General features: G+C 61.4%; 12 protein-coding genes. 2 read left to right on the plus strand and 10 right to left on the minus strand.

Annotated features, from left to right (window positions below):
- Positions 1-66 precede the first annotated feature (66 nt).
- Positions 67-756: an NYN domain-containing protein gene (locus GTU76_RS20050; RefSeq protein WP_016985563.1), complete on the plus strand. Its 690-nt coding sequence runs from the start codon at positions 67-69 to the stop codon at positions 754-756.
- Here GTU76_RS20050 and GTU76_RS20055 read toward each other — a convergent pair.
- The 10 genes from GTU76_RS20055 to GTU76_RS20100 all read right to left on the minus strand — a co-directional run bounded on the left by GTU76_RS20055 (position 737) and on the right by GTU76_RS20100 (position 14,138).
- Positions 737-2,290, minus strand: a complete 1,554-nt coding sequence (locus GTU76_RS20055) for an efflux transporter outer membrane subunit (RefSeq protein WP_180699410.1) — start codon at positions 2,288-2,290, stop codon at positions 737-739. The genes GTU76_RS20050 and GTU76_RS20055 overlap by 20 nt on opposite strands.
- Complete coding sequence (locus tag GTU76_RS20060) at positions 2,287-3,357, minus strand: HlyD family secretion protein (protein WP_180699411.1); 1,071 nt, start codon at positions 3,355-3,357, stop codon at positions 2,287-2,289. The genes GTU76_RS20055 and GTU76_RS20060 overlap by 4 nt, the downstream gene beginning before the upstream one ends.
- 26 nt (positions 3,358-3,383) lie before the next feature.
- Positions 3,384-4,922, minus strand: a complete 1,539-nt coding sequence (locus GTU76_RS20065; protein WP_180699412.1) for an MFS transporter — start codon at positions 4,920-4,922, stop codon at positions 3,384-3,386.
- A 190-nt stretch (positions 4,923-5,112) separates the two neighbouring features.
- Entirely contained in the window at positions 5,113-6,030 is a 918-nt protein-coding gene (locus GTU76_RS20070; protein WP_180699413.1) for a LysR family transcriptional regulator, read from the minus strand.
- Positions 6,031-6,204: 174 nt separating this feature from the next.
- Entirely contained in the window at positions 6,205-7,071 is an 867-nt protein-coding gene (locus GTU76_RS20075; protein WP_175552817.1) for an ABC transporter permease, read from the minus strand.
- Positions 7,072-7,091: 20 nt separating this feature from the next.
- Complete coding sequence (locus tag GTU76_RS20080; protein ID WP_180699414.1) at positions 7,092-7,952, minus strand: ABC transporter ATP-binding protein; 861 nt, start codon at positions 7,950-7,952, stop codon at positions 7,092-7,094.
- 22 nt (positions 7,953-7,974) lie between these two features.
- Entirely contained in the window at positions 7,975-8,871 is an 897-nt protein-coding gene (locus GTU76_RS20085) for a TauD/TfdA dioxygenase family protein (protein WP_180699415.1), read from the minus strand.
- A gap of 369 nt (positions 8,872-9,240) precedes the next feature.
- Entirely contained in the window at positions 9,241-10,608 is a 1,368-nt protein-coding gene (locus tag GTU76_RS20090; protein WP_007918311.1) for an HlyD family type I secretion periplasmic adaptor subunit, read from the minus strand.
- Positions 10,598-12,754, minus strand: coding sequence for a type I secretion system permease/ATPase (locus tag GTU76_RS20095; RefSeq protein ID WP_180699416.1), 2,157 nt, complete (start codon positions 12,752-12,754; stop codon positions 10,598-10,600). Before GTU76_RS20095 ends, GTU76_RS20090 begins: the two co-directional genes overlap by 11 nt.
- Before the next feature lie 34 nt (positions 12,755-12,788).
- Entirely contained in the window at positions 12,789-14,138 is a 1,350-nt protein-coding gene (locus tag GTU76_RS20100) for a TolC family outer membrane protein (RefSeq protein WP_007918308.1), read from the minus strand.
- A gap of 358 nt (positions 14,139-14,496) precedes the next feature.
- Between GTU76_RS20100 and GTU76_RS20105 the strand changes: the two genes are divergently transcribed.
- On the plus strand, positions 14,497-26,490 hold an 11,994-nt coding region (locus GTU76_RS20105), incomplete at its 3' end, for a retention module-containing protein (RefSeq protein WP_180699417.1).

Consider the following 26,490-nt stretch of genomic DNA (forward strand, 5'->3'; position numbering starts at 1 on the left):
AGTTCGCTGGCAGTTGGGGTGAAGAAACCGGCCTAGGCCGGTTTTTTCGTTTCTGAGGAATGATTTGTGCGAACTGCTTTCTTTGTCGATGGCTACAACTTGTTTTATGGGCTGCTCGCTGGCACCCCCTATAAATGGCTCAATCTCGAAGGTTTGCTGATTCATGTCGCACACATCGAAAACCCGCAGAACGCCGTTGTCTCGATTGACTATTTCACCTCCTCAATCAAACCCGAGCTCGCGACATTGGGCCGGATTTCAAAAGAGGCACAAGACACTTATATAAGGGCACTGCGCACGACCAATGTCAGGGTGCATTTTGGTCGACATCACCTTGAACAGGCTAAAGCGCCTCGATTCATCGACAAAAACACCAAGGCCTCACGTCAGGACAAGGTCGACATCTGGAAGCTTGAAGAAAAGGAAACCGACGTTCATATCGCGATCAGCATGTATCGCACTGCCTGCCAGCAGGCAATGTTCGCAACGCAAGATCGCGTCGAACAACTCGTACTGGTTTCAAGTGACACTGATATCACCCCCGCATTGAGAGCAATACGCGCGGACTTTCCTCACCTAACCATCGGCGTCATTCTTCCTCACAGGGCAGGTTTGAATCGGCCCACCCCGGGCTCTCTGAAAGATCACTCTCACTGGCTGCGCCGCGTGATCACAGAGGAAGAATTGCTCATTAATCAGTTTCCAGGCCGAGTAGCCACGCACAAAAAACCAGCGTTCAAACCGGATTATTGGTAGGTACTTCTGCCGGATACACCGACTCCCATCCCCCGCCCAACGCCTTGTACAAGCCAACCATCGCCAACGAAACACCGGTCGAACTCTCCACCCACTGCTCCTGCGTCGCCAGCAGCGCGCCTTGCACGGTGAGGACGTTGATGAAATCGACCACACCTTCGACGTATTGCTGTTGCGCGGTGCGCAGGGCGATCTGGTTCTGGCGGACGGCTTCGGCGAGGCTGTCGCGGCGGCGCTGGCTGGCGTTGTAGGCAGTCAGTTGATCGTCGATTTCGTGCCATGCGCGCAGTACGGTTTGCTGGTAGGCGACGGCCGCTTCCTGCTGCTGCGCTTCACGCAGTTGCAGCACACCGCGCAGGCGTCCGCCGTCGAACAGCGGCAGGCTGAATTGTGGGCCGATGCCGAAGGCCCGCGAGCCCCACGAGCCGAAATCGCTGAGTTGCATGGCTTGTGAGCCGAGGTTGCCGGACAGGGTGATGCGCGGATAGAAATCGCCCTTGGCCACGCCGATGTTGGCGGTGGCGGCGTGCAGACGCGCTTCGGCCTGCCGGATGTCCGGGCGGCGTTCAGCCAGTTGCGACGGCAGGCCGATGGCAACCTGCAGAGGGGACTGCGGCACGGCGGCGTCGGTGGATAACTCCTTGGCCAAGGCTTGTGGTGGTTCGCCCATCAACAGGCTGATCGCGTTGATCAACTGCGATTGACGTTGTTCCAGCGCCGGCAAGCGCGACTCAATCGCAGCGACTTGCGCAGCGGCTTCAGCGACATCGAGATCAGTCGCCACCCCGTCGGCCAGACGCAGTTGCGAGAGTTTCAGGCTGTGCCGCGCGACGTCGAGGTTCTGCTCGGTGACGGCGCGGGTGTTCTGCACGCCGCGCAGTTGAATGTAGTTTTGTGCGGTGTCGGCGAGCACCGCCAGCAGCACCCCGCGACGGTCGTTTTCGGCGACTTCGAGGTTGGCGTCGGCAGCTTCGGTTTCGCGGCGCACGCGGCCCCAGAAATCCAGTTCCCATGAAGCGGAGAAACCGGCGTCCCACAAGTTGAAGGCGGAATCGCCGTTGTGTCCGGACGGGTCGCTCAGGCCTTTGCCGCTGTTGCGTTCGCGCCCGTAGCTGCCGGTGGCCGCAGTGTTTGGATAGCGGTCAGCGGTGATGACCTGGCGAGCGGCGCGGCTTTGTTGCAGACGGCTGCTGGCCAGTTGCAGGTCGAGGTTACTGCGCACAGCGCGCTGGGTCAGCGCTGACAGTTGCGCGTCGTGGAAGACTTCCCACCAGCGTTCGTTCAGGGGCTCGCTGACGGCTTTGCTGGGGGCGGATTTGGCGGGTTTGGCCCAGTCGGCGATTTGTGTGGCTTCGGGCTTCTGGAAATCAGGGCCTACTGTGCAAGCGGTGAGGCTCACTGCGAGCAAGGTACTCAAACTGATTTGCTGCCACAGGCCTCTTCGCGAGCAGGCTCGCTCCCACATTTTGGAATGCGTTGCCTTTGTGGGAGCGAGCTTGCTCGCGAAGGCGCCAGTCGATTCAACACGGCTCATCGCTGAGTCACCTCACGCACCGACGTCGCCGAACTGCGCGTATCGATACTCGCCTCCACCGACATTCCCACGCGCAACCGTTCGGCCAGCGCCTGACCCGGCTCCAGCATGATTTTCACCGGAATCCGCTGCACCACCTTGGTGAAGTTGCCGGTGGCGTTGTCCGGTTTCACCGCCGCAAAAGTCACACCGGTCGCCGGGGCAATACTTTCGACGCGACCACTCAACGCCTCGCCGCCGAGGCTGTCGACACGCACCTGCACTTCCTGACCCGGCTGCACGTCAGTCAGTTGCGTCTCCTGAAAATTCGCCACCACGTAGGCCTGTTTCAGCGGCACCACCGCCAGCAGCTTGCTGCCCGGCGTTACGTAGGCGCCGACGCGCACGGCGCGCTCGCCGATCATGCCGTCCTGCGGGGCGGTGATACGCGTGTAGGAGAGTTCAAAACTGGCGATTTCCAGTGCCGCTTGTGCGTGTTTCAGACTGCCTTCGGCGGCGTCACGTTGAGCGGTGAGGATATCGACTTGTTTGCGCTCTGCCGCCAGCTTCGCGGTGGCGGTATCGAGATGCGCAGTGGCTTGATCGATGCGAGTGCGCGCCTGTTGCGCGTTCTGCACCGTGCCGGCACCGACGCCGGCCAAATGGTTGTAGCGATTCAGTTCTTGCTGGGCGAAGGCCATTTCAGCCTTGGCCGAAACCACCGAAGCTTGCGCCTGAGCGATCACCGACGTCTGGCGCTCCAGCGTCGCCTTGGCGTTCTGCAACTGCGCTCGCGCCACCAGCGTTTGCGCATCCGCCGCTTCGGCAGAAGCACGCAAATCGCGATCATCAATCAGCGCTAGCAATTGCCCGGCTTTTACTTGCTGGTTGTCCTCTACCAATACCTCTTTGATGAAACCGGCCACGCGCGGCACCACCAGGGTGTAGTCGGCGAAGACGAATGCATCGTTGGTATTTTGCTGGGTGCGCTTGCCAAACAAGCCGGGCAGCGCCAGATACACCAGCACGCCGACCGCCAGAGCGGCGGCTATGGCCACCGCGAGTTTTTGCTTTGCTTGAGTCGTCATAAAACCTTCATTGTTCAGTGCAGCAATCAGGTCGGCGCGCGCGGCGGATAGATCCGCGTCGGCAGCCAGAAAATCAGCAGGATCAGCGCCACCGCGACGCCGGCCATGCACACGTAAAGATCGGAAGAGGTCAGCACCACAGCCTGTTCGTGCAGGCGATGGGCAAGGCCCGGATCGCTGCGATCGGCCAGCGGCGAGTTACCGAGGCTGTCGACCAGCATGGTTGAGTGGAAATGCAGGCGCGCGGTGGTCAGCGTCTCAATCACCCCGGTAGCGACCACGGCCGCCAAGCCTTTCACCGTGTTGAACCACGCGGAGGCGAACGGCCCGTCCTGCGGCTGGATGCTGCCGGTGGACAACATCAACAGCGGCAACACCGACATCGGCTGACCGAAGATCTGCAGCCATTGCAGGACGTAGAAATTGTCGCGAATCCATTCCGAAGTCAGCAGCGATCCGCCCAGGCAGGACAGCGTCAACATGCTCAAACCCATGCCAAGCACCCAGCGGCAATCGACCCAGCGCAGGTTGCACAACGCTGCCACCAATGGCAGCGCAATCAGTTGAGGCAATGCGGCGATCAGCATGATCGGTGCGGTCTGCGCCGGCCGATAACCCTGCACCTGCGCCAGATAACTCGACGGAATCAACACCACCGCCTGCAGAACTATCAGCACACCGGCCAGGGTCATCAAGGCGAACGACAGGTTGCGGATACCGAGCATCTGCAGTTTGAAAAACGGAATCGGCTGCGACCATTCATTGATCAGAAACGCCACCAGCAGCAGCGAGCCGGCACCGAGCAATCCACAGATCAGGCTCGACTCGAACCAGTCCAGTCGATTGCCCTGCAACAGGCCGATCACCAGCATGCAGATCGCCGGAAACCCCAGCAGCAGGCCTTTCCAGTTGAACGATTTGAGGCGTTCCAGACGCAGCGGATCCTGCGGAATACCCCACGCGACCATCGCCATGGCGATCAGACAAGGCACGATGATTTGCCAGAACGTCCACTGCCAGCCGACGTATTCCGTCCACAAACCGGCCAGCGGCGTGCCGAGGCCGGGGCCGAATGTCGCCGTCAGTGCGTAGCCGGCCAAGCCATAGAGTTTGATATTGGCGGGCAGAAAACGCAGGGCGACGGTCATCAGCATCGGTGGCAGCGCACCGCCGGCCAGCCCCTGCAAAGTGCGCATCAGCAGCAGACTTTCGTAGGTCGGTGCAAACGGGCACAGCACGCCAAGCAAGGTGAACAGGCTGATTGCGCAAAGGGTGAAGCGGCGCAGCGAGAAGGTCACCGAACACCACGGCGCGAAGGCCATGGCCGCGACCGAGGTGGCGGTGTAGCTGGCGACCAGCCAGGTGCCTTCGTCGTAACCGATGTGCAACCCGCCACGGATGTCGGCCAGGGCCACCTTGGTGACCATCTCGTTGAGGCCCGACACCAGCACCGCCAGCAGCACGCCGACCAGGCCAATGATGATCCGCGCCCCGAACACCGGTGGCGTGGCCGCCGTCGCCGGGCTGGCCGCAGCGATGGGCGCTGCCGCCGTCAGGGATGTCATGAATACTCACTCCGTAGGGAAAAATACCGGAGCATCTTAGTCGGGCTTGGCAATGACGAAAATTGACTTATTGGCAGGTTATAAGTGCGCCAGACGCAATCATTAAAGCAAAAGATCGCAGCCTTCGGCAGCTCCTACAGGGATATGCATTCCAATGTAGGAGCTGCCGAAGGCTGCGATCTTTTTGATCTTAGGGTTGTGCAGCCAGCCAGGTTTCGTCGCAACAGGCCTTGAGGGTTTCGCGCAGCCAGCGATGCGCCGGATCCTTGTCGAAGCGCGGGTGCCAGGCCTGGGTCAGCATCAGCGTCGGCAACGGGATTGGCAGGTCGAATGAGCGCAGTTTCAGACCCAGTCGGCGCACACTGAGCAGCGCTTCCTTGGGCACTGGCAGGATCAGGTCGGAATCGGGCAGCGCAAACATCGCCGCATGGAAACTCGGCGCGATCACCGCCACGCGCCGCTCCAGGCCTAGCGCATTCAGCGCCGTATCGATCGGGCCGCGCGCGATGCCGCGTCGCGACATGCTGATATGGGAAAACCCGGCGTAGCGCTCGGCGGTGATTTCACCGTCGAGCAATGGATGATCTTCGCGCACCAGTCCCACGAAGTGCGTTGAGAACAGGTTCTGCACTTTGACCTCAGGGGTGACCGGCCGAGTGTTGCTGACACTCAGATCGATGCGCCCCTCGCGCAGCGCTTCATCATCGCCATCGCCTTCCGGAACGAAGCGCAACTCGCAGTGCGGCGCCAGTTGATCGAGGGTGTCGAACAGCTTGCCGCCGTAGACACCGATGAAGAAGTCATTGGCGCGGATGCTGAAGCGCCGGCGCAGTGTGCCCAGTACCACGGTGTCAGCGGAGCGGAACAGCAGCGCGGCCTGCTCGACCACATCGCGAACTTGCTCGCGCAACTCCAGCGCCTTGGGCGTTGGCACCAGGCCTCGGCCGGCGCGCACCAGAATCGGATCACCAATGGCTTCGCGGATCCGCGTCAGGGTGCGGCTCATGGCGGCCGGACTGAGGTTCATCCGCCGTGCAGCGCCGACCACACTGCCCTCGTCGAGCAAGGCGTCGAGGGCGACCAGAAGGTTCATGTCCGGGAGTTGCATGCTGAGCACTCTTGGCCGATCAGGATTGATCTGGGCGCAATGCTAGCAAACATCTTTCAGAGTAGGCGTTGATCCTACTGACGCTTTCGCGAGCAAGCTCGCTCCCACATTTGGAATGCATTCTCCTGTGGGAGCGAGCTTGCTCGCGAAGGGGCCAGACGCAACGCCACAGAGTTACCGCTGCATCCCCCAGCGCTTAACGGTCACCCGCTCCAGCGTATCGAACACCAGATTCTCCACCAGCAACCCGATCAGAATCACCACCGCCAACCCGGCAAACACCTTGTCGGTGTACAGCTCATTACGATTCTGAAAGATGTACCAGCCCAGCCCGCCCTTGCCACTGGTCGCGCCAAACACCAATTCAGCGGCGATCAACGTGCGCCAGGCAAACGCCCAGCCAATCTTCAGCCCGGCCAGAATCGACGGCAGCGCCGCCGGGATCAGGATGAACAGCACCAGCCGCAAGCCCTTCAAACCATAGTTGCGTCCAGCCATACGCAGCGTCTCGGAAACCCCGAGAAACCCCGCATAGGTGTTCAGCGCCAGCGCCCACAACACCGAATGCACCAGCACAAAAATCAGGCTGTTCTGCCCCAGGCCAAACCACAGCAGCGCCAACGGCAGCAGGGCAATCGCCGGCAACGGGTTGAACATCGAGGTCATCGTGCTCAGCAGATCGCGACCCAACTGCGTCGACACCGCCAACGTGGTCAGGGCAAACGCCAGCACAATGCCGATCAGATACCCCTTGATCAGCACCACCAACGATATCCACACCTTGGCCAGCAGCTCACCACTGAGCAGACCCTCGAACAGCGCGTGACTGGTCTGCAGGAAACTCGGCAGCATCAGGTCATTGTTCTGGATCCGCGCGACCACTTCCCACAGCACCGCCAGCACAATCAGGATCAGGCCCTTACGCAGCCAGCCCTGTTGCCACAGCCGCGTGCCGAGCGTCAGTTCACGCTCGACCGGCACTTCAGTCAGCGGCTCCAGCACAACTTCGAATTCTTCACGCACAGATGATGAATGGCTCATCGGGTAGTCCTCCTGGCCGCTCAATAGGCAATACGAATGTCGTTGAAGTTGTGGTCGCGCTCGGTTTCCGGCGACTGGCCTTCATCGAACAGCAGACGATGAATGCGCCGCGCCGATTCCTGGAACGCCACGCCACCCAAGCTGTGCAAATCGTATTGATGGCTGTGCACTTCAGCGCGCACCCGCCCCGGATGTGGCGACAGCAAAAGGATGCGATTGCCGACCACCAGCGCCTCTTCAATCGAGTGAGTGACAAACAGCAGAGTGAAGCGCACCTCATCCCAGAGCAGCAGCAATTCTTCCTGCATCTTGCGTCTAGTCAGCGCATCGAGTGCGGCGAATGGTTCGTCCATCAGCAGGATTTTCGGTTGCATCGCCAGCGCCCGGGCAATCGCCACGCGCGCCTTCATGCCGCCGGACAAAGTGTGCGGATAAGCATCGGCGAACGCCGCGAGGCCGACCTTTTCCAGATAGTGCAGCGCACGCTCTTCGGCTTCTTTTTTCTTCAGGGTGCGTGAGGCCAGCAGCGGAAACATCACGTTCTGTTTGACGGTTTTCCACGGCGGCAGTTGATCGAATTCCTGAAACACTACGATGCGGTCCGGACCCGGCGCGTCGACGCGCTGGCCTTGCAGACGGATCTCGCCTTCGCACGGTTGAATGAACCCGGCCACCGCTTTGAGCAAGGTGGATTTGCCGCAACCGGACGGCCCGAGCAGCACGTAGCGATCGGCCGGATCGATTTCGAAACTGACCTGGTGAGTGGCGCGCACCACGCGTTGCGGCGTGCGATATTCGAGGCTGACATGATCGACCGCCAGCAACGCGTCGCTGCGGGCGATCGGGTTGCTGGCCGCGTGGCCTGGCAAGGGAGCGTTCATTATTTGATCAATCTCCGGCGAATCAGAAAGGCGCGTCGCCCTGAATGGTCGTGCGATACAGCTTGCGGCGCAGGTGCGCGGGGCAGCCGGCGGCGAGATGGATCAGCGAACGGTTATCCCAGAACACCAGATCGTGCGGCTGCCACTGATGGCGGTAGATGTTCTGCGGCAGCACGCTGTGGGCATAGAGCTCGCTCAGCAGTTGCTGGCTCTCGTCTTCCGGCAGGCCGACGATGCGCGTGGTGAAACCCTCGCTGACGAACAGCGCCTTGCGACCGTTCTCCGGATGCGTGCGCACCACCGGGTGCACCACTTCGGCGACCTGGGCGAGCTGCTCCGGGGTCAGGGTCGGACGCCAGTTGCCTTCGAATTTGGTCTCGCTGTAACGCGCCGTGTAGGAGTGCGCGGCACTGCGGCCTTCGACCGTTTTGCGCAACGCTTCGGGCAAGCTGTCCCAGGCTTTGTGCATATCGGCGAACAACGTGTCACCGCCCTCGGACGGCAACTCCTGCGCGTGGAGCATCGAACCGAGGCTCGGCAGCTCTTTATAAGAAAGGTCGGAATGCCAGAACTTGCCGGCATCGCCGAGGCCGATGTTCTGGCCGTTTTCGATGATGTTGGAAACGATGAGGATTTCCGGGTGGTTGGCCAGCAGGAATTGCTTGAGCACATGGATCTGCAATACACCGAAGCGGCGGCTGAAGTCGATTTGCTGTTGCGGGGTGATCTGCTGGTCGCGGAACACCACGACATGGTGATCCAGGTGCGCGCGATGGATACGCGCAAAGTCCTGATCATTGATCGGCCGGGCGAGGTCGAGGCCAATGATTTCGGCGCCGACGGCACCGCTGAACGGGCGGACTTCAAAAGATTGCGGCGCGGCGGTCGCGGCGCTTGAGGAAGCAGTAGCTGCGGACATCTTTCCATCTCCCACGCACGGCACGCTCACGGGCGCGCTCGTCGATCAGACACTCACGCTGGATTGCGTGTTGGTTCAGGTCGTGCGGCGCGCCGATTGGTCGGCAGGTACGCAGGGGGATGACTTTATAGCTATAAGAATCGGAAATTAAATACCGTTAATGAATAACGATATGGCGATTGGTGAGGAATGGACTGGATGGTGAGTGACGGTTTTTGTCACTTACTGACAGATGCAGCGATCCGACTGACGCCTTCGCGAGCAAGCTCGCTCCCACAGAGATCTCGGCTGGAACACGATTACGCGTTTAACACAAAACACTGTGGGAGCGAGCTTGCTCGCGAAGAGGCCGGTGGCAGCGCTGAAGATCTAGCGCTCGTGCAACGCCTCTGCCCGCGCGCGAATGATCGGTTTGAGCAGGTAGCTCAAGACCGACTTCTTGCCGGTAATGATGTCCACCGACGCAACCATCCCCGGGATGATCAGCAAAGGCTTTTCATCGGTACCCAAGTGGCTGCGCTCAGTGCGCACCTTGATGATGTAGTAAGTGGTCTTCTTGTCTTCATCAGTGATGGTGTCGGCACCGATCTGCTCGAGCTTGGCTTTGAGCCCGCCGTAAATGGTGTAGTCGTACGCGGTGAATTTGACGATCGCTTCCTGTCCCGGGTGCAGGAACGCGATGTCTTGCGGACGAATCTTGGCTTCGACCAGCAAGGTGTCATCCAGCGGGACGATTTCGACCATGTCGCTGCCCGGCTGGATCACGCCACCGATGGTGTTGACCAGCAGTTTGTTGACGATGCCGCGCACTGGCGATGTCACCAGCGTACGGCTGACGCGGTCTTCCAGCGCCTTGCCCGTCGCGCTGGCCTTGTTCAGGTCGGTGCGGGCTTCGTTGAGTTGGGTCAGCGCTTCGCTGCGGAATTTGCCGCGCGTTTCGTCGATCTTGCGCTGCACTTCCTTGATCGCCGATTCGGCACGCGGAATCGCCAGCGTCGTTGCATCCAGCTGACCACGGGTTTCCACCTCGGCACGCTTAAGACGCAAGACCTCCACCGGAGACACCGCGCCCTGCGCCACCAGCGGCTCGGACATGTTGATTTCCTGCCGCTGCAAGCCGAGCTGCTGACGATACTGCGCTTGCTTGGAGGCGAATTCGCGCAGCTCTTGCTGACGCTGAATCAACTGCTCCTGCAAACCACCGATCTCGTCGTGCAGTTGCTGACGGCGGCTGATGTACAGCGATTCTTCGCTTTTTGCCTGTCCCGGCACGGCTTTGAGCACGTCTTCGGGGAAATTCAGCGGACGGTCATCGACTTCGGCGCTGAGGCGTTCTACGCGCAGCAGCATCGACAGGCGATCGGCCTCGGTTTCGCCGACGTTGGAGGCAAATCGCGTGTCGTCGAGGCGAATCAACGGCGCGCCGGCTTCAACGATCTGGCCTTCCTTGACGAACAGTTCGGAGATGATCCCGCCCTCAAGGTTCTGGATTTTCTGAATCTTCGACGATGGAATCGCTTTGCCGTCGCCCTTGGTCACTTCGTCGATCACGGCGAAGTTGGCCCACAGCAGCAGGAAGATGAAGAAGCCGATGATCGCCCAGATGGTCAGGCGCACGACGCGCGGGGCGTCTTCGATCAGCGCTTTGTTGACCTCCGGCAGCGGCTGGCCCTGCAACGATGCCGAGCCCTTGAAGTAACGACGGATCGAATCCTTGAAACCCGACTTAAGCAACACTGATCTGCCCCTTCTTCAACGCTTCCATCACGGCGGCTTTCGGGCCATCGGCGAGAATCTGTCCACGGTCGATCACCAGCAGACGATCGACCAGCGACAACAGTGAAGCCCGGTGCGTGACCAGCACCACGGTCTTGTTTTCGATCACGGCGGCGAGGCGTTGCTTGAGGCGTTCTTCACCGGTGTTGTCCATCGCGCTGGTCGGCTCGTCCATCAGCAAAATCGGTGGGTTGAGCAACAAGGCCCGAGCCAGCGCGACGTTCTGTCGTTGACCGCCGGAGAGGTTCTGCCCGCGCTCGCCGACTTGCAGCTCATAACCTTGCGGGTGCAGACGGGCGAATTCGTGGACGCCAGCCAGTTCGGCGGCTTGCAGCACCAGCTCGTCTTCTACATAACGCGCGCCGGAGACCAGGTTGTCACGCAGGGTGCCGGCCAGCAGCTGGATGTCTTGCGGCACGTAGCCGATGTTGTAGCGCAGTTCGCTGACGTCGATCTGGCGGATATCCACGCCGTCGACCAGCAACGCGCCGTCGTCCGGCTGATACAGGCCGACCAACAATTTGGCGAGGGAGCTTTTGCCCGAGCCGCTGCGGCCGATGATGCCGATTTTTTCGCCGGGACGGATCACCAGATTGATGTTCTTCAGCGCCGGGTTCTGTTGTTCCGGGTAAGTGAAGTTGAGCTGGCGGCACTCGATCGCCCCCTGCAAAACCTTGCGGCTCAGCGGGCGCTCTTCGAAGTTGCGCTCTTGCGGCAGCTCCATCATCTGGTCGACCGAAGTCATGGTCACCCGCGCTTGCTGATAGCGAGTCAGCAGACCCGACAGCGACGCCAGCGGGCTCAGTGCGCGGCCGCTGAGCATGTAGCAGGCAATCAGACCGCCCATGCTCAGGTTGCCGGCGATGATCTGGTAGACGCCGAAGACGATCATGATCACCCCGGCCAGTTGCTGGATCAGCAGGGTGATGTTCATCGCCAGACCGGAGAGCATTTTCACCCGCAGTTCGAGGCGACTGAGGGTGCCGATGGTCTGTTCCCACTGGTACTGGCGTTCGCTCTCGGCGTTGTTGACCTTCACCGCATCAAGGCCGGCGAGGGTTTCGATCAGGCTCGACTGGCGCTCGGCACCGAGGGCCATGGTGCGTTCCATGGTTGCCACCAGCGGCTTCTGCAAGGCGTAGCCGATCAGCAAGGCAATCGGGAAAGCCAACACCGGAATCCACACCAAGTGCCCGCCGAGAATGGCGATAACGATAAAGATGAGGATGGTGAACGGCAGGTCGATCAGGCTGGTCAGGGTCAGCGAGGCGAGGAAGTCGCGCAGGCTCTGAAACTCGTGGATGTTCTGCGCAAAACTGCCGACCCGCGCCGGGCGGTACTTCATCGTCATGCCGACGATGCGCTCGAACAGCGTCGCGGAGATGATCAGGTCGGTTTTCTTCCCGGCCAGGTCCAGGCACAGGGCGCGCAGACTCTTGAGCACCAGGTCAAAGATGTAGGCGCCGGTGATGCCCAGCGCCAGCACCCACAGGGTGGCTTCGGCCTGGTTCGGCACCACGCGGTCGTAGACGTTCATCACGAACAGCGGCGCGGCCATGGCGATGATGTTGATCAGGAAACTCGCGGCGATAGCATCGGCGTACAGCCAACGCGAACGCTTGAGGGTGTCGCGGAACCACGAGCGTGCGCGCGGAATCAGCGTGCCGTGGTTGACGTCGAATTTGTGTTGCGGCTGAGCGAAGAAGACTTTGCCGGTGTAGTCGTCGGCGAGCAATTCGCGACTGACGATGGACTCGCCGCCGTCGGTTTCGCTGAGCAGCACCCGCGCTTCGTTGTCACCCTGCCAGCCGAGCAGGACGGCGCTGCGACCATCCTTGAGCAGCAGCAAGGCCGGCATGGCGATCGCCGGAATTTCTTCCAGTTTGCGCTGCAGCACCCGACCTTGCAGGCCGGCGCGAGCCGCCGCGCGGGGCAGCAACTCGACACTGAGGCGTTGTTTGGGCAGCGGCAGACCGGTGGTCAGCATTGCCGCGCTGGCGGGTTTCTGATGGAGCATGCAAAGGGCGAGCAGACCGTCCAGTAAAGGATCGTCGTGCAACGCGCGTGGATCATGACTGAGTTGAACTCGACTGACTTCTGATTCCACGCTCGACACTCTTTGACAGTTGAAAAGGGATAACTCAATTCATCCCAGGCAGCTGGACCTTGGGCTTCACGTCGTTCTGCACAACGGATGCCAACGGTGCGACCACTCCCTGGCTTCTGAGCAACTCGCCCATGGTCGCCTTGATTCGGTACTGAGTAAATAACTGAATGTTTTTGATTTCTGCCAGACGCCGCGAAGCGGTGAACAACTCGTTTTCGCTGTCGAGCAAATCGAGCAGGGTGCGTTCGCCGAGGCTGAACTGACGCTGGTAGGCGGTGCGCACCGAGGTGCTGTGATCGACGTATTGCTGCGCGATCGGCACCTGCGCGTTGGCGTTGTTCAGGGCGTTCCAGGCCAGACCGAGTTCTTCGTTCAACTGGCGCAAAGCGTTGTTGCGGATGTCCAGCGCCTGGTTCGACAGGTACGACTTGGACTCCAGATCGGCCTTGTTGCTGCCACCGGAATACAGGTTGAAGCGCATGCGCAGCATGGCTTGCCACTCGTTGTTGTGACCGTTCTGACCGTCGAGATCGTTGTCGGCGGTACGGCCCAGTTCGGCGTCGAAACGTGGGTAGAAGGTCGACTTGGCGGTTTCGTACTGCTTCTCGGCAGCGGCGATGTCAGACTCGGCCGAGCGCAGGATCGGGCTGTTTTCCAGCATCTGCTGGCGCGCTTCATTGAGGTTGGCCGGCATCATCGCCATGAACGGCGCCGGACGCTCGAGTTGATCGGGCATCTGGCCAACGGCGCTGAGGAAGTTGGTTTCCGAGTCGGCGAGGTTAGTCTGCTCGGTGATCAGGTTGTTGCGGGCCTGGGCCATCCGCGCTTCAGCCTGATCGAGGTCGGCACCGCTGCCGACGCCGCGTTGGGTGCGCAACTGAATCTGGTCGTAGATGCGCTGGTGGCTCTTGAGATTTTCTTCGGCCAGACGCACGAACTCACGACGGGTCAACACGTCCAGGTAAACCTGGGCGACGGTCAGCGCGGTACGCTCGGAAGTACCGAGCAGCGAGTAAGCGCGGGAGTTGACGGTGGCTTGTTGACGGCCGACTTCGCTGGACGTCGCAAACCCGTCAAAGACCATTTGCGAGAGACGTAAACTTGACTCGCTACGGTTCAGGGTTTCGTAGTGGTTACCGGAATTGGCGCGGGTGGTGACGCTGTCGGTACCCTCACGGCCATAACCGCCGAGCAGATCGACCTTCGGCAGGTATCCACCTTTTGCCGCTCTTAATTGATAATCCGCCGCCAAACGACTGTTGACCCCTGCCTGGATTTCCGGATGGACATCCAGTGCCTGCTGCATGGCTTCTGGTAAGGATTGTGCTTGTACAAAAGAGGCGGCGAGGGCGAAGGGTACGGCGAAAAGCAGGGGCGAACGCATGATAGGAATTTCCCAGAACTTCTTGTCTTGAATCACAGCAAAACGTGGCGCTGCGTCGGATGATGGCAACCAGATTGACCGTATGTCGGAAAGTTCAAAACAGGAACTGGATCACACGCTGAAGGACAGGTCGCCGCGGAAATATCAATGTGACATTAGTGGGGCGATTGTTTAGGATGGCACCCAGAAGGTCAATAGTTTGGCATAAAGTTAATAGCGAAAGAATATAGCCAAATTATTGACGATTTAATGCGTCAAACTTGTTTAGCAAATTTTTAAAGTACGTCCAGACTGAATCGGCGCCCATGCCATCAGGTCCATGGAAGTCAACTGAACGTGACACCCCGGAGAGTCTTCAATGAGCAGTGTTGTTGCCATCGTCAAAAGCATTGTCGGTCAGGTATTCGTGGTGTCCCCAGAGGGCGTGCGTCGCGTACTCGTTGAAGGCGATCGCCTGTTCGTTGGCGACCAGATCGACACCGGCCTCTCCGGCGCCGTGTCACTTGAATTGGCTGATGGCCGCACCCTCGATCTGGGTCGCGAAACCCAGTGGAGCGCCACCGCGCCCGACTCCAGCACGGACCTGGCGGAGGCCACCGCGCAGGCTGCGCCGTCGGTAGCAGAACTGCAGCAAGCCATCGCCGCCGGTGTCGACCCGACCACCGCCCTCGATGCTACCGCTGCCGGCCCGAGCGCCGCAGGCACTGGCGGTGCCGCCGGTGGTGGTCACAGTTTCGTCATGCTCGACGCCACCGCTGGCCGCGTGGACCCGACCATTGGATTCCCGACCGCAGGCATCAATGCTGCCGGTCAAGCCGCGCAGAACATCACCGGCGGCCAGACCACCGACACCACCAACGCCCTGCGTGAGTCGACCCTGAGCCTCAGCGCCACGCCGTCCATCACCGAAGCCGGCGGCGTGCTGGTGTACACCGCGACCCTGACCCAGGCGCCGCTGACCGACCTGACCATCACCCTGTCCAACGGCGCGGTGATTGTGATTACAGCCGGTTCCACTACCGGCACCGTCAATGTGCCGCTGGCACCGAACGACACTGTTTATAACGACCCGACCCAGATCGACGTGACCGTCACCGGCACCACCGGCGGCAATGGCATCACCGTGACGCCGCCGACCACTCCGGCCACGACCCAGGTCACTGACACCATCGACACCACCACCGTCACCCTGACGGCCGGGCCGAGTGTCACCGAAGGCGGGCAGATCACCTACACCGCAACGCTGACCAACCCGGCGCAAACCCCGGTGACCGTCACCCTGTCGAACGGCTCGACCATCACCATCGGCGCCGGCCAGACCACCGGCACCGTCAACGTGCCGACCCCGGCCAACGACGTCTATAACAATGGCAGCACCGTCACCACGACGATTACCGGTGCTACCGGCGGCAACTTTGAAAACCTGGTGCCGAACCCGACGCCTGCGGTGACCACCATCACCGATTCGATCGACACCACCAACCTGACCCTGACCGCCACCGGCACAGTGGTCGAAGGTGGCCAGATCACCTACACCGCGACCCTGACCAACCCGGCGCAAACCCCGGTCACCGTCACCCTGTCGAACGGTTCGACCATCACCATTGAAGCCGGCCAGACCACGGGCACCGTCAACGTGCCGACTGCGGCCAATGACGTCTACAACAATGGCGGCACCGTCAGCACCACCATTACTGGCGCGACCGGTGGCAACTTCGAAAGCCTGGTGCCGAACACTACGCCGGCGACCACCACGGTGACCGATTCGATCGACACCACCAACGTCAGCCTCACCGCCACCGGTACCGTCGTCGAAGGCGGCCAGATCACCTACACCGCAACGCTGACCAACGCTGCACAAACCCCGGTGACGATCACTCTGTCGAACGGTTCGACCATCACCATTGAAACCGGCAAGACCACCGGCAGCGTTAACGTGCCAACCGCGGCCAACGACGTCTACAACAATGGCAGCACGGTCAGCACCACGATTACCGGCGCAACCGGTGGCAACTTCGAAAACCTGGTGCCGAACACCACGCCAGCGACCACCACGATTACCGATTCGATCGACACCACCAATCTGTCGCTGTCCGCGACCGGCACTGTTGCTGAAGGCGGCTCGATCGTTTACACCGCAACCCTGACCAATCCGGCCGGCACGCCAGTGACCGTGACCCTGAGCAATGGCTCGGTGATCACCATCGACGCGGGCAAGACTACCGGCGCCGTGACCGTTCCAGCACCGGCCGATGACGTCTATAAAGACGCCGGCCAAGTCGAAGTCAGCATCAATACCGTCACCGGCGGCAATTTCGAGAACCTGGTGCCGAGCACCGTTCCGGCCGTCACCGAAGTGACCGACACCATCGACACCTCGACCGTGAAACTGACGGCCGACACCTCGGTCGCCGAAGGTGGCACCGTCACTTACACCGCTACCGTTGGCGCGCCGGTGACCGGTTCGCCTGTCGTTGTGACCTTGGCCAACGGCCAGAGCATCACCATCGAAGTCGGCAAAACCACGGGCACTGTGACCACCACTGCACCGAACGATGCGCTGACCGGCAATGCGCCGCTGACCAATTCGATTACTGGCGTTTCCGGTGGTAATTACGAAGATCTGGTGGCCGACAAGACCCCGGTTTCGACCGCCGTTACCGATGTTGCCGACACCACCAATCTGTCTCTGAGCGCGACAGGGACCGTGGCTGAAGGTGGTCAGATCACTTACACCGCCACCCTGACCAACGCCGCAGGTTCGCCTGTCACCGTAACCCTGTCGAACGGTTCGGTGATCACCATCGAAGCCGGCAAAACCACCGGCACCGTGACCGTTCCGGCGCCCGCCGATGACGTCTATAAAGACGCCGGTAAAGTCGAAGTCACGATCAAGGACACCAGCGGCGGCAACTTCGAGAACCTCGTTCCAAGCACCGTTCCAGCCGTCACCGACGTTACTGACACCGTCGACACCACCACAGTCAAACTGACCGCCACCGAGTCGGCGGCTGAAGGTGGCACCGTCACCTACACCGCCACTGTTGGTGCGCCTGTGACCGGTTCGCCTGTGGTCGTGACCCTGGCCAATGGTCAGAACATCACTATCGAAGTGGGTAAAACCACCGGCACTGTGACCACCACCGCACCGAATGATGCGCTGACCGGCCACGCGCCGATCACCAACGCGATCACCGGCGTGAGCGGCGGCAATTACGAAGATCTGGTGGCGGACAAAACTCCGGTCAGCACCACCGTCACCGACACCACTGACACCACCGATCTGACACTGAGTGCGACCGGCACCGTGGCTGAAGGCGGCCAGATTACCTACACCGCGACCCTGACCAACGCCGCAGGCTCGCCTGTTACCGTGACCCTGTCGAACGGTTCGGTGATTACCATTGAAGCCGGTAAAACCAGCGGTACTGTGACCGTCGCGGCCCCAGCCGATGACGTCTACAAGGACGCCGGCAAAGTCGAAGTGACTATCAAGGACGCCACGGGCGGCAACTTCGAGAACCTTGTTCCGAGCACCATTCCGGCCGTCACCGACGTCACTGACACCATCGATACCTCGACGGTCAAACTGACCGCCACCGAGACCGCCGCTGAAGGTGGCACCGTCACCTACACCGCGACCGTCGGCGCGCCAGTCACCGGTTCGCCGGTCATCGTGACTCTGGCCAACGGTCAGACCATCACCATCGCCGTCGGCCAGACCACCGGCACCGCGACCGCCACCGCACCGAACGATGCGTTGACCGGCCACGCACCGCTGACCAACTCGATCACCAACGTCAGCGGCGGCAACTACGAAAATCTGGTCGCTGACAAAACTCCGGTCAGCACCACCGTGACCGACACCACCGACACCACCAACCTGACGCTCAGCGCCACCGGTACCGTGGCTGAAGGCGGTTCGATCGTTTATACCGCGACCCTGACCAACGCAGCAGGCTCGCCCGTCACCGTGACCCTGAGCAACGGTTCGGTAATCACTATCGACGCGGGGAAAACCACCGGCACGGTGACCGTCCCTGCGCCAGCCGATGACGTCTATAAAGATGCCGGCAAAGTCGAAGTGACCATCAAGGACACCACGGGCGGCAACTTCGAGAACCTCGTTCCGAGCACCACGCCTGCGGTGACCGATGTCACTGACACCATCGACACCTCGACGGTGAAACTGACTGCCACCGAAACCGCCGCTGAAGGCGGCACCGTCACCTACACCGCGACTGTGGGCGCGCCAGTCACCGGTTCGCCTGTAATCGTGACGTTGGCCAACGGCCAGAACATCACCATCGAAGTCGGTAAAACCACCGGCACCGTCACCACCACTGCACCGAACGACGTGCTGGCCGGCCACGCACCGCTGACCAACGCGATCACCAACGTCAGCGGCGGCAACTACGAAAATCTGGTCGCCGACAAAACCCCGGTCAGCACCACCGTGACCGACACCGTCGACACCACCACCGTTTCGCTGACCGCCACCGGCAACGTCAACGAAGGCGGTTCGATCGTTTACACCGCGACGCTGACCAACCCTGCCGGCACGCCAGTGACCGTGACCCTGAGCAACGGTTCGACCATCACCATCGACGCCGGCAAGACCACCGGCACCGTGACCGTCCCAGCCCCGGCCGATGACGTCTACAAAGACGCCGGCAAAGTCGAAGTGACCATCAAGGGCACCGACGGCGGCAATTTCGAAAATCTGGTGGCCAATCCGACGCCTGCGGTGACCAATGTCGCCGACACCATCAACACCACGCACCTGACCCTCAGCGCTGAAAGCTATGTGCTCGAAGGCACCTCGATCACCTACACCGCGACCCTGACCAACGCCGCGCAAACCCCGGTGACCGTCAACCTGAGCAACGGCCAGACCATCACCATCGAGGCTGGCAAAACCAGCGGTTCGGTGACCATCGCGGCGCCGAGCGATGACGTCTACAAAGACGTCAGCAAGCTCACCGTGACCATGACCGACGCTACTGGCGGCAACTTCGAGAAGCTCGACGTCAGCAAGACCCCGGTCAGCACCACCGTCAATGACACCATCGACAAAACCACGCTGACCCTGAGCGCCAGCGACACCGTCAGCGAAGGTGGCCAGATCACCTACACCGCAACCCTGAGCAATCCGGCTGGCACCGCCATGACCGTGACCCTGGCCAACGGCGCGGTGATCAACATCGCCGCCGGCGCCACCAGCGGTTCGGTGAACTTCGCTGCACCTGCGAACACCCCGTACATCGACGGCGGCAAGGTACAGACCGCGATTGCCAGCCACAGCGGCGGTAATTTCGAGCAGGTCGATGCCAACCGTTCGGCAGTGGTTACCACCGTCACCGACACGGTCGACACCACCAATATCAGCCTGAGCGCCACCGCTTCGGTGGCCGAGGGCGGCTCGATCGTCTACACCGCGAGCCTGACCAACCCGGCAGGCACGGCGATGACTGTGACCCTGAGCAACGGTGCGGTGATCAACATTGCCAAAGGCGCGACCACCGGCACCGCAACCGTCGCAGCGCCTGCCGATGACGTGTACAAGGACGCTGGCAAGGTCGATGCGAGCATCACCAAGACCACCGGCGGCAACTTCGAGAACCTGGTGGTCGACAAGACCCCAGCGGTCACCGACGTGACCGACACCATCGACAACAGCACCGTTTCGCTGACCGCTACCGCCAGCACCACTGAAGGCGGCGTGGTGGTTTACACCGCTTCTGTGACCGCGCCAGTGACCGGCGCGCCGGTTGTCGTGACCCTGTCCAACGGCCAGACCATCACCATCCCGGTCGGTGCCAGCAGCGGCAGCGTCAACTTCACCGCACCGAACGATGCACTGGCCGGCGGCAACACGCTGAGCGTGAAAATCGACGGCACCAGCGGCGGCAACTACGAAAACCTCGTGGCCGACAAAACTCCGGCCGTGACCTCGGTGACCGACACCGTCGACACCACCAACCTGTCGCTGAGCGCGACCGGCACGGTGGCTGAAGGTGGTTCGATTGTTTACACCGCAACGCTGACCAACCCGGCTGGCACGCCAGTCACCGTGACATTGAGCAACGGCTCGGTGATCACCATCGAAGCGGGCAAGACCACCGGCACTGTGACGGTTCCCGCGCCTGCCGACGACGTCTACAAAGACGCCGGCAAAGTCGAAGTGACTATCAAGGACGCCACGGGCGGCAACTTCGAGAACCTGGTGCCAAGCACCACGCCAGCCGTTACCGATGTGACTGACACCATCGACACCTCGACCGTCAAACTGACGGCCGACACCACTGTCGCTGAAGGTGGCACTGTCACTTACACCGCGACTGTCGGTGCGCCGGTCACCGGTTCGCCAGTCGTGGTAACCCTGGCCAACGGCCAGAGCATCACCATCGAAGTCGGCAAAACCACCGGCACCGTGACCACTACCGCGCCGAATGACGCATTGAACGGTCAGGCGTCGCTGGGCAACTCCATCACCAACGTTTCCGGCGGCAACTACGAAAACCTGGTGGCCGACAAGACCCCGGTGTCGACCACGGTCACTGATACAGTCGACACCACTGATCTGTCGCTCAGCGCTACCAATTCGGTCGCCGAGGGCGGTTCGATCATCTACACCGCGACCCTGACCAATCCGGCCGGCACGCCGGTGACCGTGACCCTGAGCAACGGCTCGGTGATCACCATTGAAGCGGGCAAGACCACCGGCACGGTCACCGTCGCTGCGCCAGCCGATGACGTCTACAAAGACGCTGGCAAAGTCGAAGTCACCATCAAGGACGCCACGGGCGGCAACTTCGAGAACCTGGTGCCGAGCACCGTTCCAGCCGTTACCGAAGTCACCGACACCATCGACACCAGCACCGTCAAACTGACCGCCACCGAGTCGGCTGCTGAAGGTGGCACCGTCACCTACACCGCCACTGTCGGCGCGCCAGTGACCGGTTCGCCGGTCATCGTGACGCTGGCCAACGGTCAGAACATCACCATCGAAGTCGGCAAGACTACCGGCACCGTGACCACCACCGCGCCGAACGACGCGTTGAACGGCCACACCCCGCTGACCAATGCGATCACTGGCGTTTCCGGCGGTAATTACGAAAACCTCGTCGCCGATAAAACTCCGGTCAGCACCACCGTCACCGACACCGTCGACACCACCAATCTGTCGCTGACCGCGACTGGCACCGTGGCTGAAGGTGGCTCGATTGTTTACACCGCCACCCTGACCAACCCGGCCGGTACCCCGGTCACCGTGACCCTGTCGAACGGTTCGGTGATCACCATCGAAGCGGGCAAAACCACCGGCACCGTGACGGTTCCTGCGCCAGCCGATGACGTTTACAAAGACGCCGGCAAGGTCGAAGTGACCATCAAGGATGCCACGGGCGGCAACTTCGAGAACCTCGTTCCGAGCACCACGCCAGCCGTTACCGACGTCACTGATACCATCGACACTTCGACGGTCAAACTGACCGCCACCGAGTCCACGGCTGAAGGTGGCACCGTCACCTACACCGCCACGGTCGGCGCGCCAGTCACCGGTTCGCCGGTTGTCGTGACCCTGGCCAACGGTCAGAACATCACCATCGAAGTGGGTAAAACCACCGGCACCGTGACCACCACCGCACCAAACGATGCGTTGACCGGTCATGCGCCGTTGACCAACGCGATCACCGACGTTTCCGGCGGCAATTACGAAAACCTTGTTGCCGACAAAACCCCGGTCAGCACCACCGTGACCGACACTGTCGACACCACCAACCTGTCGCTGACCGCGACTGGCACCGTGGACGAAGGCGGCCAGATCACTTACACCGCGACCTTGACCAACGCCGCTGGCTCGCCGGTCACCGTGACCCTGAGCAACGGCTCGGTGATTACCATCAAGGCTGGTGAAACCACCGGCACCGTGACCGTCGACGCTCCGAAAGACGACGTCTACAAAGACGCCGGCACCGTTGAAGCGACCATCAAAGGCGCGACCGGTGGCGACTTCGAAAACCTCGTCACCAGCACTGCCCCGGCCGTCACCACCGTCAACGACACCATCGACACCTCCACCGTGTCGCTGACTGCCACGGCGAACGTCGCCGAAGGCGAAACCGTGGTCTACACCGCGACCGTGACCGCGCCAGTGACTGGCTCACCGGTTGTCGTGACCCTGTCCAACGGCCAGACCATCACCATCGCTGTCGGTGAAACCACCGGCTCGGTGAACTTCGTTGCACCGAACAGCCCGTTGGCCGGCGGCAGCTCGCTGAGCGTGACCATCGACGGCGCTACCGGTGGCAACTACGAAAAACTCGCGGTCGATGGCAAGTCTGCCGACACCGCAGTGTCGGACACTACCGACACCACCAACCTGAACCTGACCGCAACCGATTCGGTGGCAGAAGGCGGTTCGATCGTTTACACCGCGACCCTGACCAACCCGGCCGGCACCCCGGTGACCGTGACCCTGTCGAACGGTTCGGTAATCACCATTGAGGCGGGTAAAACCACCGGCACCGTGACCGTCGCAGCGCCAGCCGACGACGTCTACAAAGACGCCGGCAAAGTCGAAGTGACGATCAAGGATGCAACGGGCGGCAACTTCGAGAATCTGGTGCCGAGCACTGTTCCGGCAGTGACCAACGTCACCGACACCATCGACACCACCACCGTCAAACTCACCGCGACCGAATCGGCGGCTGAGGGTGGCACCGTCACTTACACCGCGACGGTGGGTGCGCCGGTTACCGGTTCGCCTGTGGTCGTGACCCTGGCTAACGGTCAGACCATCACCATCGGCGTTGGCCAAACCACCGGCACCGCAACCACCATCGCCCCGAACGATGCATTGACCGGTCACGCACCGATCACCAATGCAATCACCGAGGTCAGCGGTGGCAATTACGAGAATCTGGTCGCCGACAAGACCCCGGTTTCGACCAATGTCACCGACACCGTCGACACCACTAACCTGTCGCTGACGGCAACCGGCACCGTGGCTGAAGGCGGCTCGATCATCTACACCGCGACATTGACCAACGCTGCTGGCTCGCCAGTCACCGTAACGCTGTCGAACGGCGCCGTGATTACCATCGACGCGGGCAAGACTTCCGGCACTGTCACCGTTCCAGCCCCGGCAGATGACGTTTACAAAGATGCCGGCAAAGTTGAAGCGACAATCTCCACCGCTACCGGTGGCAACTTCGAGAACCTGGTGCCGAGCACTGTTCCGGCAGTGACCAACGTCACCGACACCATCGACACCTCGACCGTGAAACTGACGGCCGATACCTCCGTGGCTGAAGGTGGCACCGTCACTTACACCGCCACTGTGGGCGCGCCAGTCACCGGTTCGCCTGTCGTCGTAACCCTGTCAAACGGTCAGACCATCACCATCGGCGTTGGCCAAACCACCGGCACCGCGACCACCATCGCACCGAACGATGCGCTGACCGGCCACGCGCCGATCACCAACTCGATCACGGGCGTCACTGGCGGCAACTACGAAAATCTCGTGGCCGATAAAACGCCGGTCAGCACCAACGTGACCGACACCGTCGACACCACCAACCTGTCGCTCAGCGCGACCGGTTCTGTGGCTGAGGGCGGCTCGATCATCTACACCGCGACATTGACCAACGCTGCTGGCTCGCCAGTCACCGTGACCCTGTCGAACGGCGCGGTGATTACCATCGAAGCTGGCAAAACCACTGGCACCGTGTCTGTTCCAGCGCCAGCCGATGACGTCTACAAAGACGCCGGCAAGGTTGAAGCGACGATCTCCACCGCTACCGGTGGCAACTTCGAAAACCTCGTGCCGAGCACTGTACCGGCCGTGACCGAAGTCACCGATACCATCGACACCTCGACCGTCAAACTGACGGCTGATACGTCGGTCGCTGAAGGCGGCACCGTCACTTACACCGCCACTGTCGGCGCTCCAGTGACCGGCTCGCCTGTCGTGGTGACGCTGGCCAATGGTCAGAACATCACCATCGAAGTCGGTAAAACCACCGGCACCGTGACCTTCACCGCACCGAACGATGCGCTGACCGGCCACGCGCCGCTCACCAACGCGATCACCGACGTAACCGGCGGCAACTTCGAAAATCTGGTGGCGGACAAAACGCCGGTCAGCACCACCGTGACCGACACCGTCGACACCACCAACCTGTCGCTCAGCGCGACCGGTTCTGTGGCTGAGGGCGGCTCGATCATCTACACCGCCACATTGACCAACGCTGCTGGCTCGCCAGTGACCGTGACGCTGAGCAACGGCGCCGTGATCACCATCGAGGCCGGCAAAACCACCGGCACCGTGACCGTTCCAGCACCGGCCGATGACGTTTACAAAGACGCGGGCAAGGTCGAAGCGACGATCTCCACCGCTACCGGTGGCAACTTCGAAAATCTGGTGCCGAGCACTGTTCCGGCCGTGACCGAAGTCACCGACACCATAGACACCTCGACCGTCAAACTGACGGCCGATACCTCCGTGGCCGAAGGCGGCACCGTCACTTACACCGCCACTGTCGGCGCTCCAGTTACCGGTTCGCCGGTCACCGTGACCTTGGCCAACGGCCAGAACATCACCATCGAAGTCGGCAAAACCACCGGCACCGTGACCACCACCGCACCGAACGATGCGCTGACCGGTCAGGCGCCACTGACCAACTCGATCACGGGTGTCACTGGCGGCAACTACGAAAACCTGGTGGCCGACAAGACCCCGGTTTCAACCACTGTCACCGATACCGTCGACACCACTAACCTGTCGCTGAGCGCGACGGGTTCGGTTGCTGAAGGTGGCTCGATCATCTACACCGCAACGCTGACCAACGCGGCTGGCTCGCCAGTCACCGTGACCCTGTCGAACGGCGCCGTGATCACCATTGAGGCGGGCAAAACCACTGGCACCGTCACCGTCGCTGCGCCAGCGGATGACGTTTACAAAGATGCAGGCAAAGTCGAAGCAACCATTTCGACCGCGACTGGTGGCAACTTCGAGAATCTGGTGCCAAGCACCGTACCGGCCGTGACCAATGTCACCGACACCATCGACACCACAACCGTAAAACTCACCGCCACCGAGTCGACAGCTGAGGGTGGCAACGTCACCTACACCGCGACTGTCGGCGCGCCAGTCACCGGCTCGCCGGTTGTCGTAACCTTGGCCAACGGTCAGACGATCACCATCGGCGTCGGCCAGACCACCGGCACCGCGACCACCACGGCGCCGAACGATGCGTTGACCGGTCACGCACCACTGACCAACGCGATCACCAACGTGACCGGCGGTAACTACGAAAACCTTGTTGCGGACAAGACCCCGGTATCGACCAATGTCACCGACACCGTCGACACGACCAATCTGTCACTCAGCGCTACCAATTCGGTCGCTGAAGGTGGCTCGATCGTCTACACCGCGACCCTGACCAACGCCGCTGGCTCGCCAGTGACCGTCACCCTGTCGAACGGCGCCGTGATCACCATCGACGCCGGTAAAACCACTGGCACCGTGACTGTTCCTGCGCCGGCCGACGACGTCTACAAAGACGCCGGTACCGTGCAGGCGACGATCAGCACCGCCACCGGTGGTAACTTCGAAAACCTGGTGCCGAGCACAACGCCGGCTGTGACCAGCGTCACCGATACCATCGACACCACCACGGTGAAACTGACGGCCACCGAGTCTGCCGCTGAAGGCGGCAACGTCGTCTACACCGCGACGGTCGGTGCACCAGTAACCGGTTCGCCAGTTGTCGTGACTTTGGCCAATGGTCAAACCATCACCATCGGCGTCGGCCAGACCACCGGCACGGCGACCGCCACTGCGCCGAATGACGCATTGACCGGCCACGCTCCGCTGACCAACGCGATCACCAACGTGACCGGTGGCAACTACGAAAATCTGGTGGCCGACAAGACGCCGGTCAGCACCAACGTCACTGACACTGTCGACACCACCAACCTGTCGTTGAGCGCGACCGGTTCTGTGGCTGAAGGCGGTTCGATTGTTTACACCGCGACCCTGACCAACGCCGCTGGTTCGCCAGTCACCGTGACTCTTTCGAACGGCGCCGTAATCACCATTGATGCCGGCAAAACCACTGGCACCGTGACCGTTCCCGCCCCGGCTGACGATGTCTACAAAGACGCCGGCACCGTGCAGGCGACCATCAGCACGGCTACCGGTGGCAACTTCGAAAACCTGGTGCCAAGCACGACTCCGGCTGTGACCAGCGTCACCGATACCATCGACACCACCACGGTGAAACTGACGGCCACCGAGTCTGCCGCTGAAGGCGGCAACGTCGTCTACACCGCGACGGTCGGTGCA

It is taken from the genome of Pseudomonas crudilactis, from assembly GCF_013433315.1.
GTDB classification, from domain to species: Bacteria; Pseudomonadota; Gammaproteobacteria; order Pseudomonadales; family Pseudomonadaceae; genus Aquipseudomonas; species Aquipseudomonas crudilactis.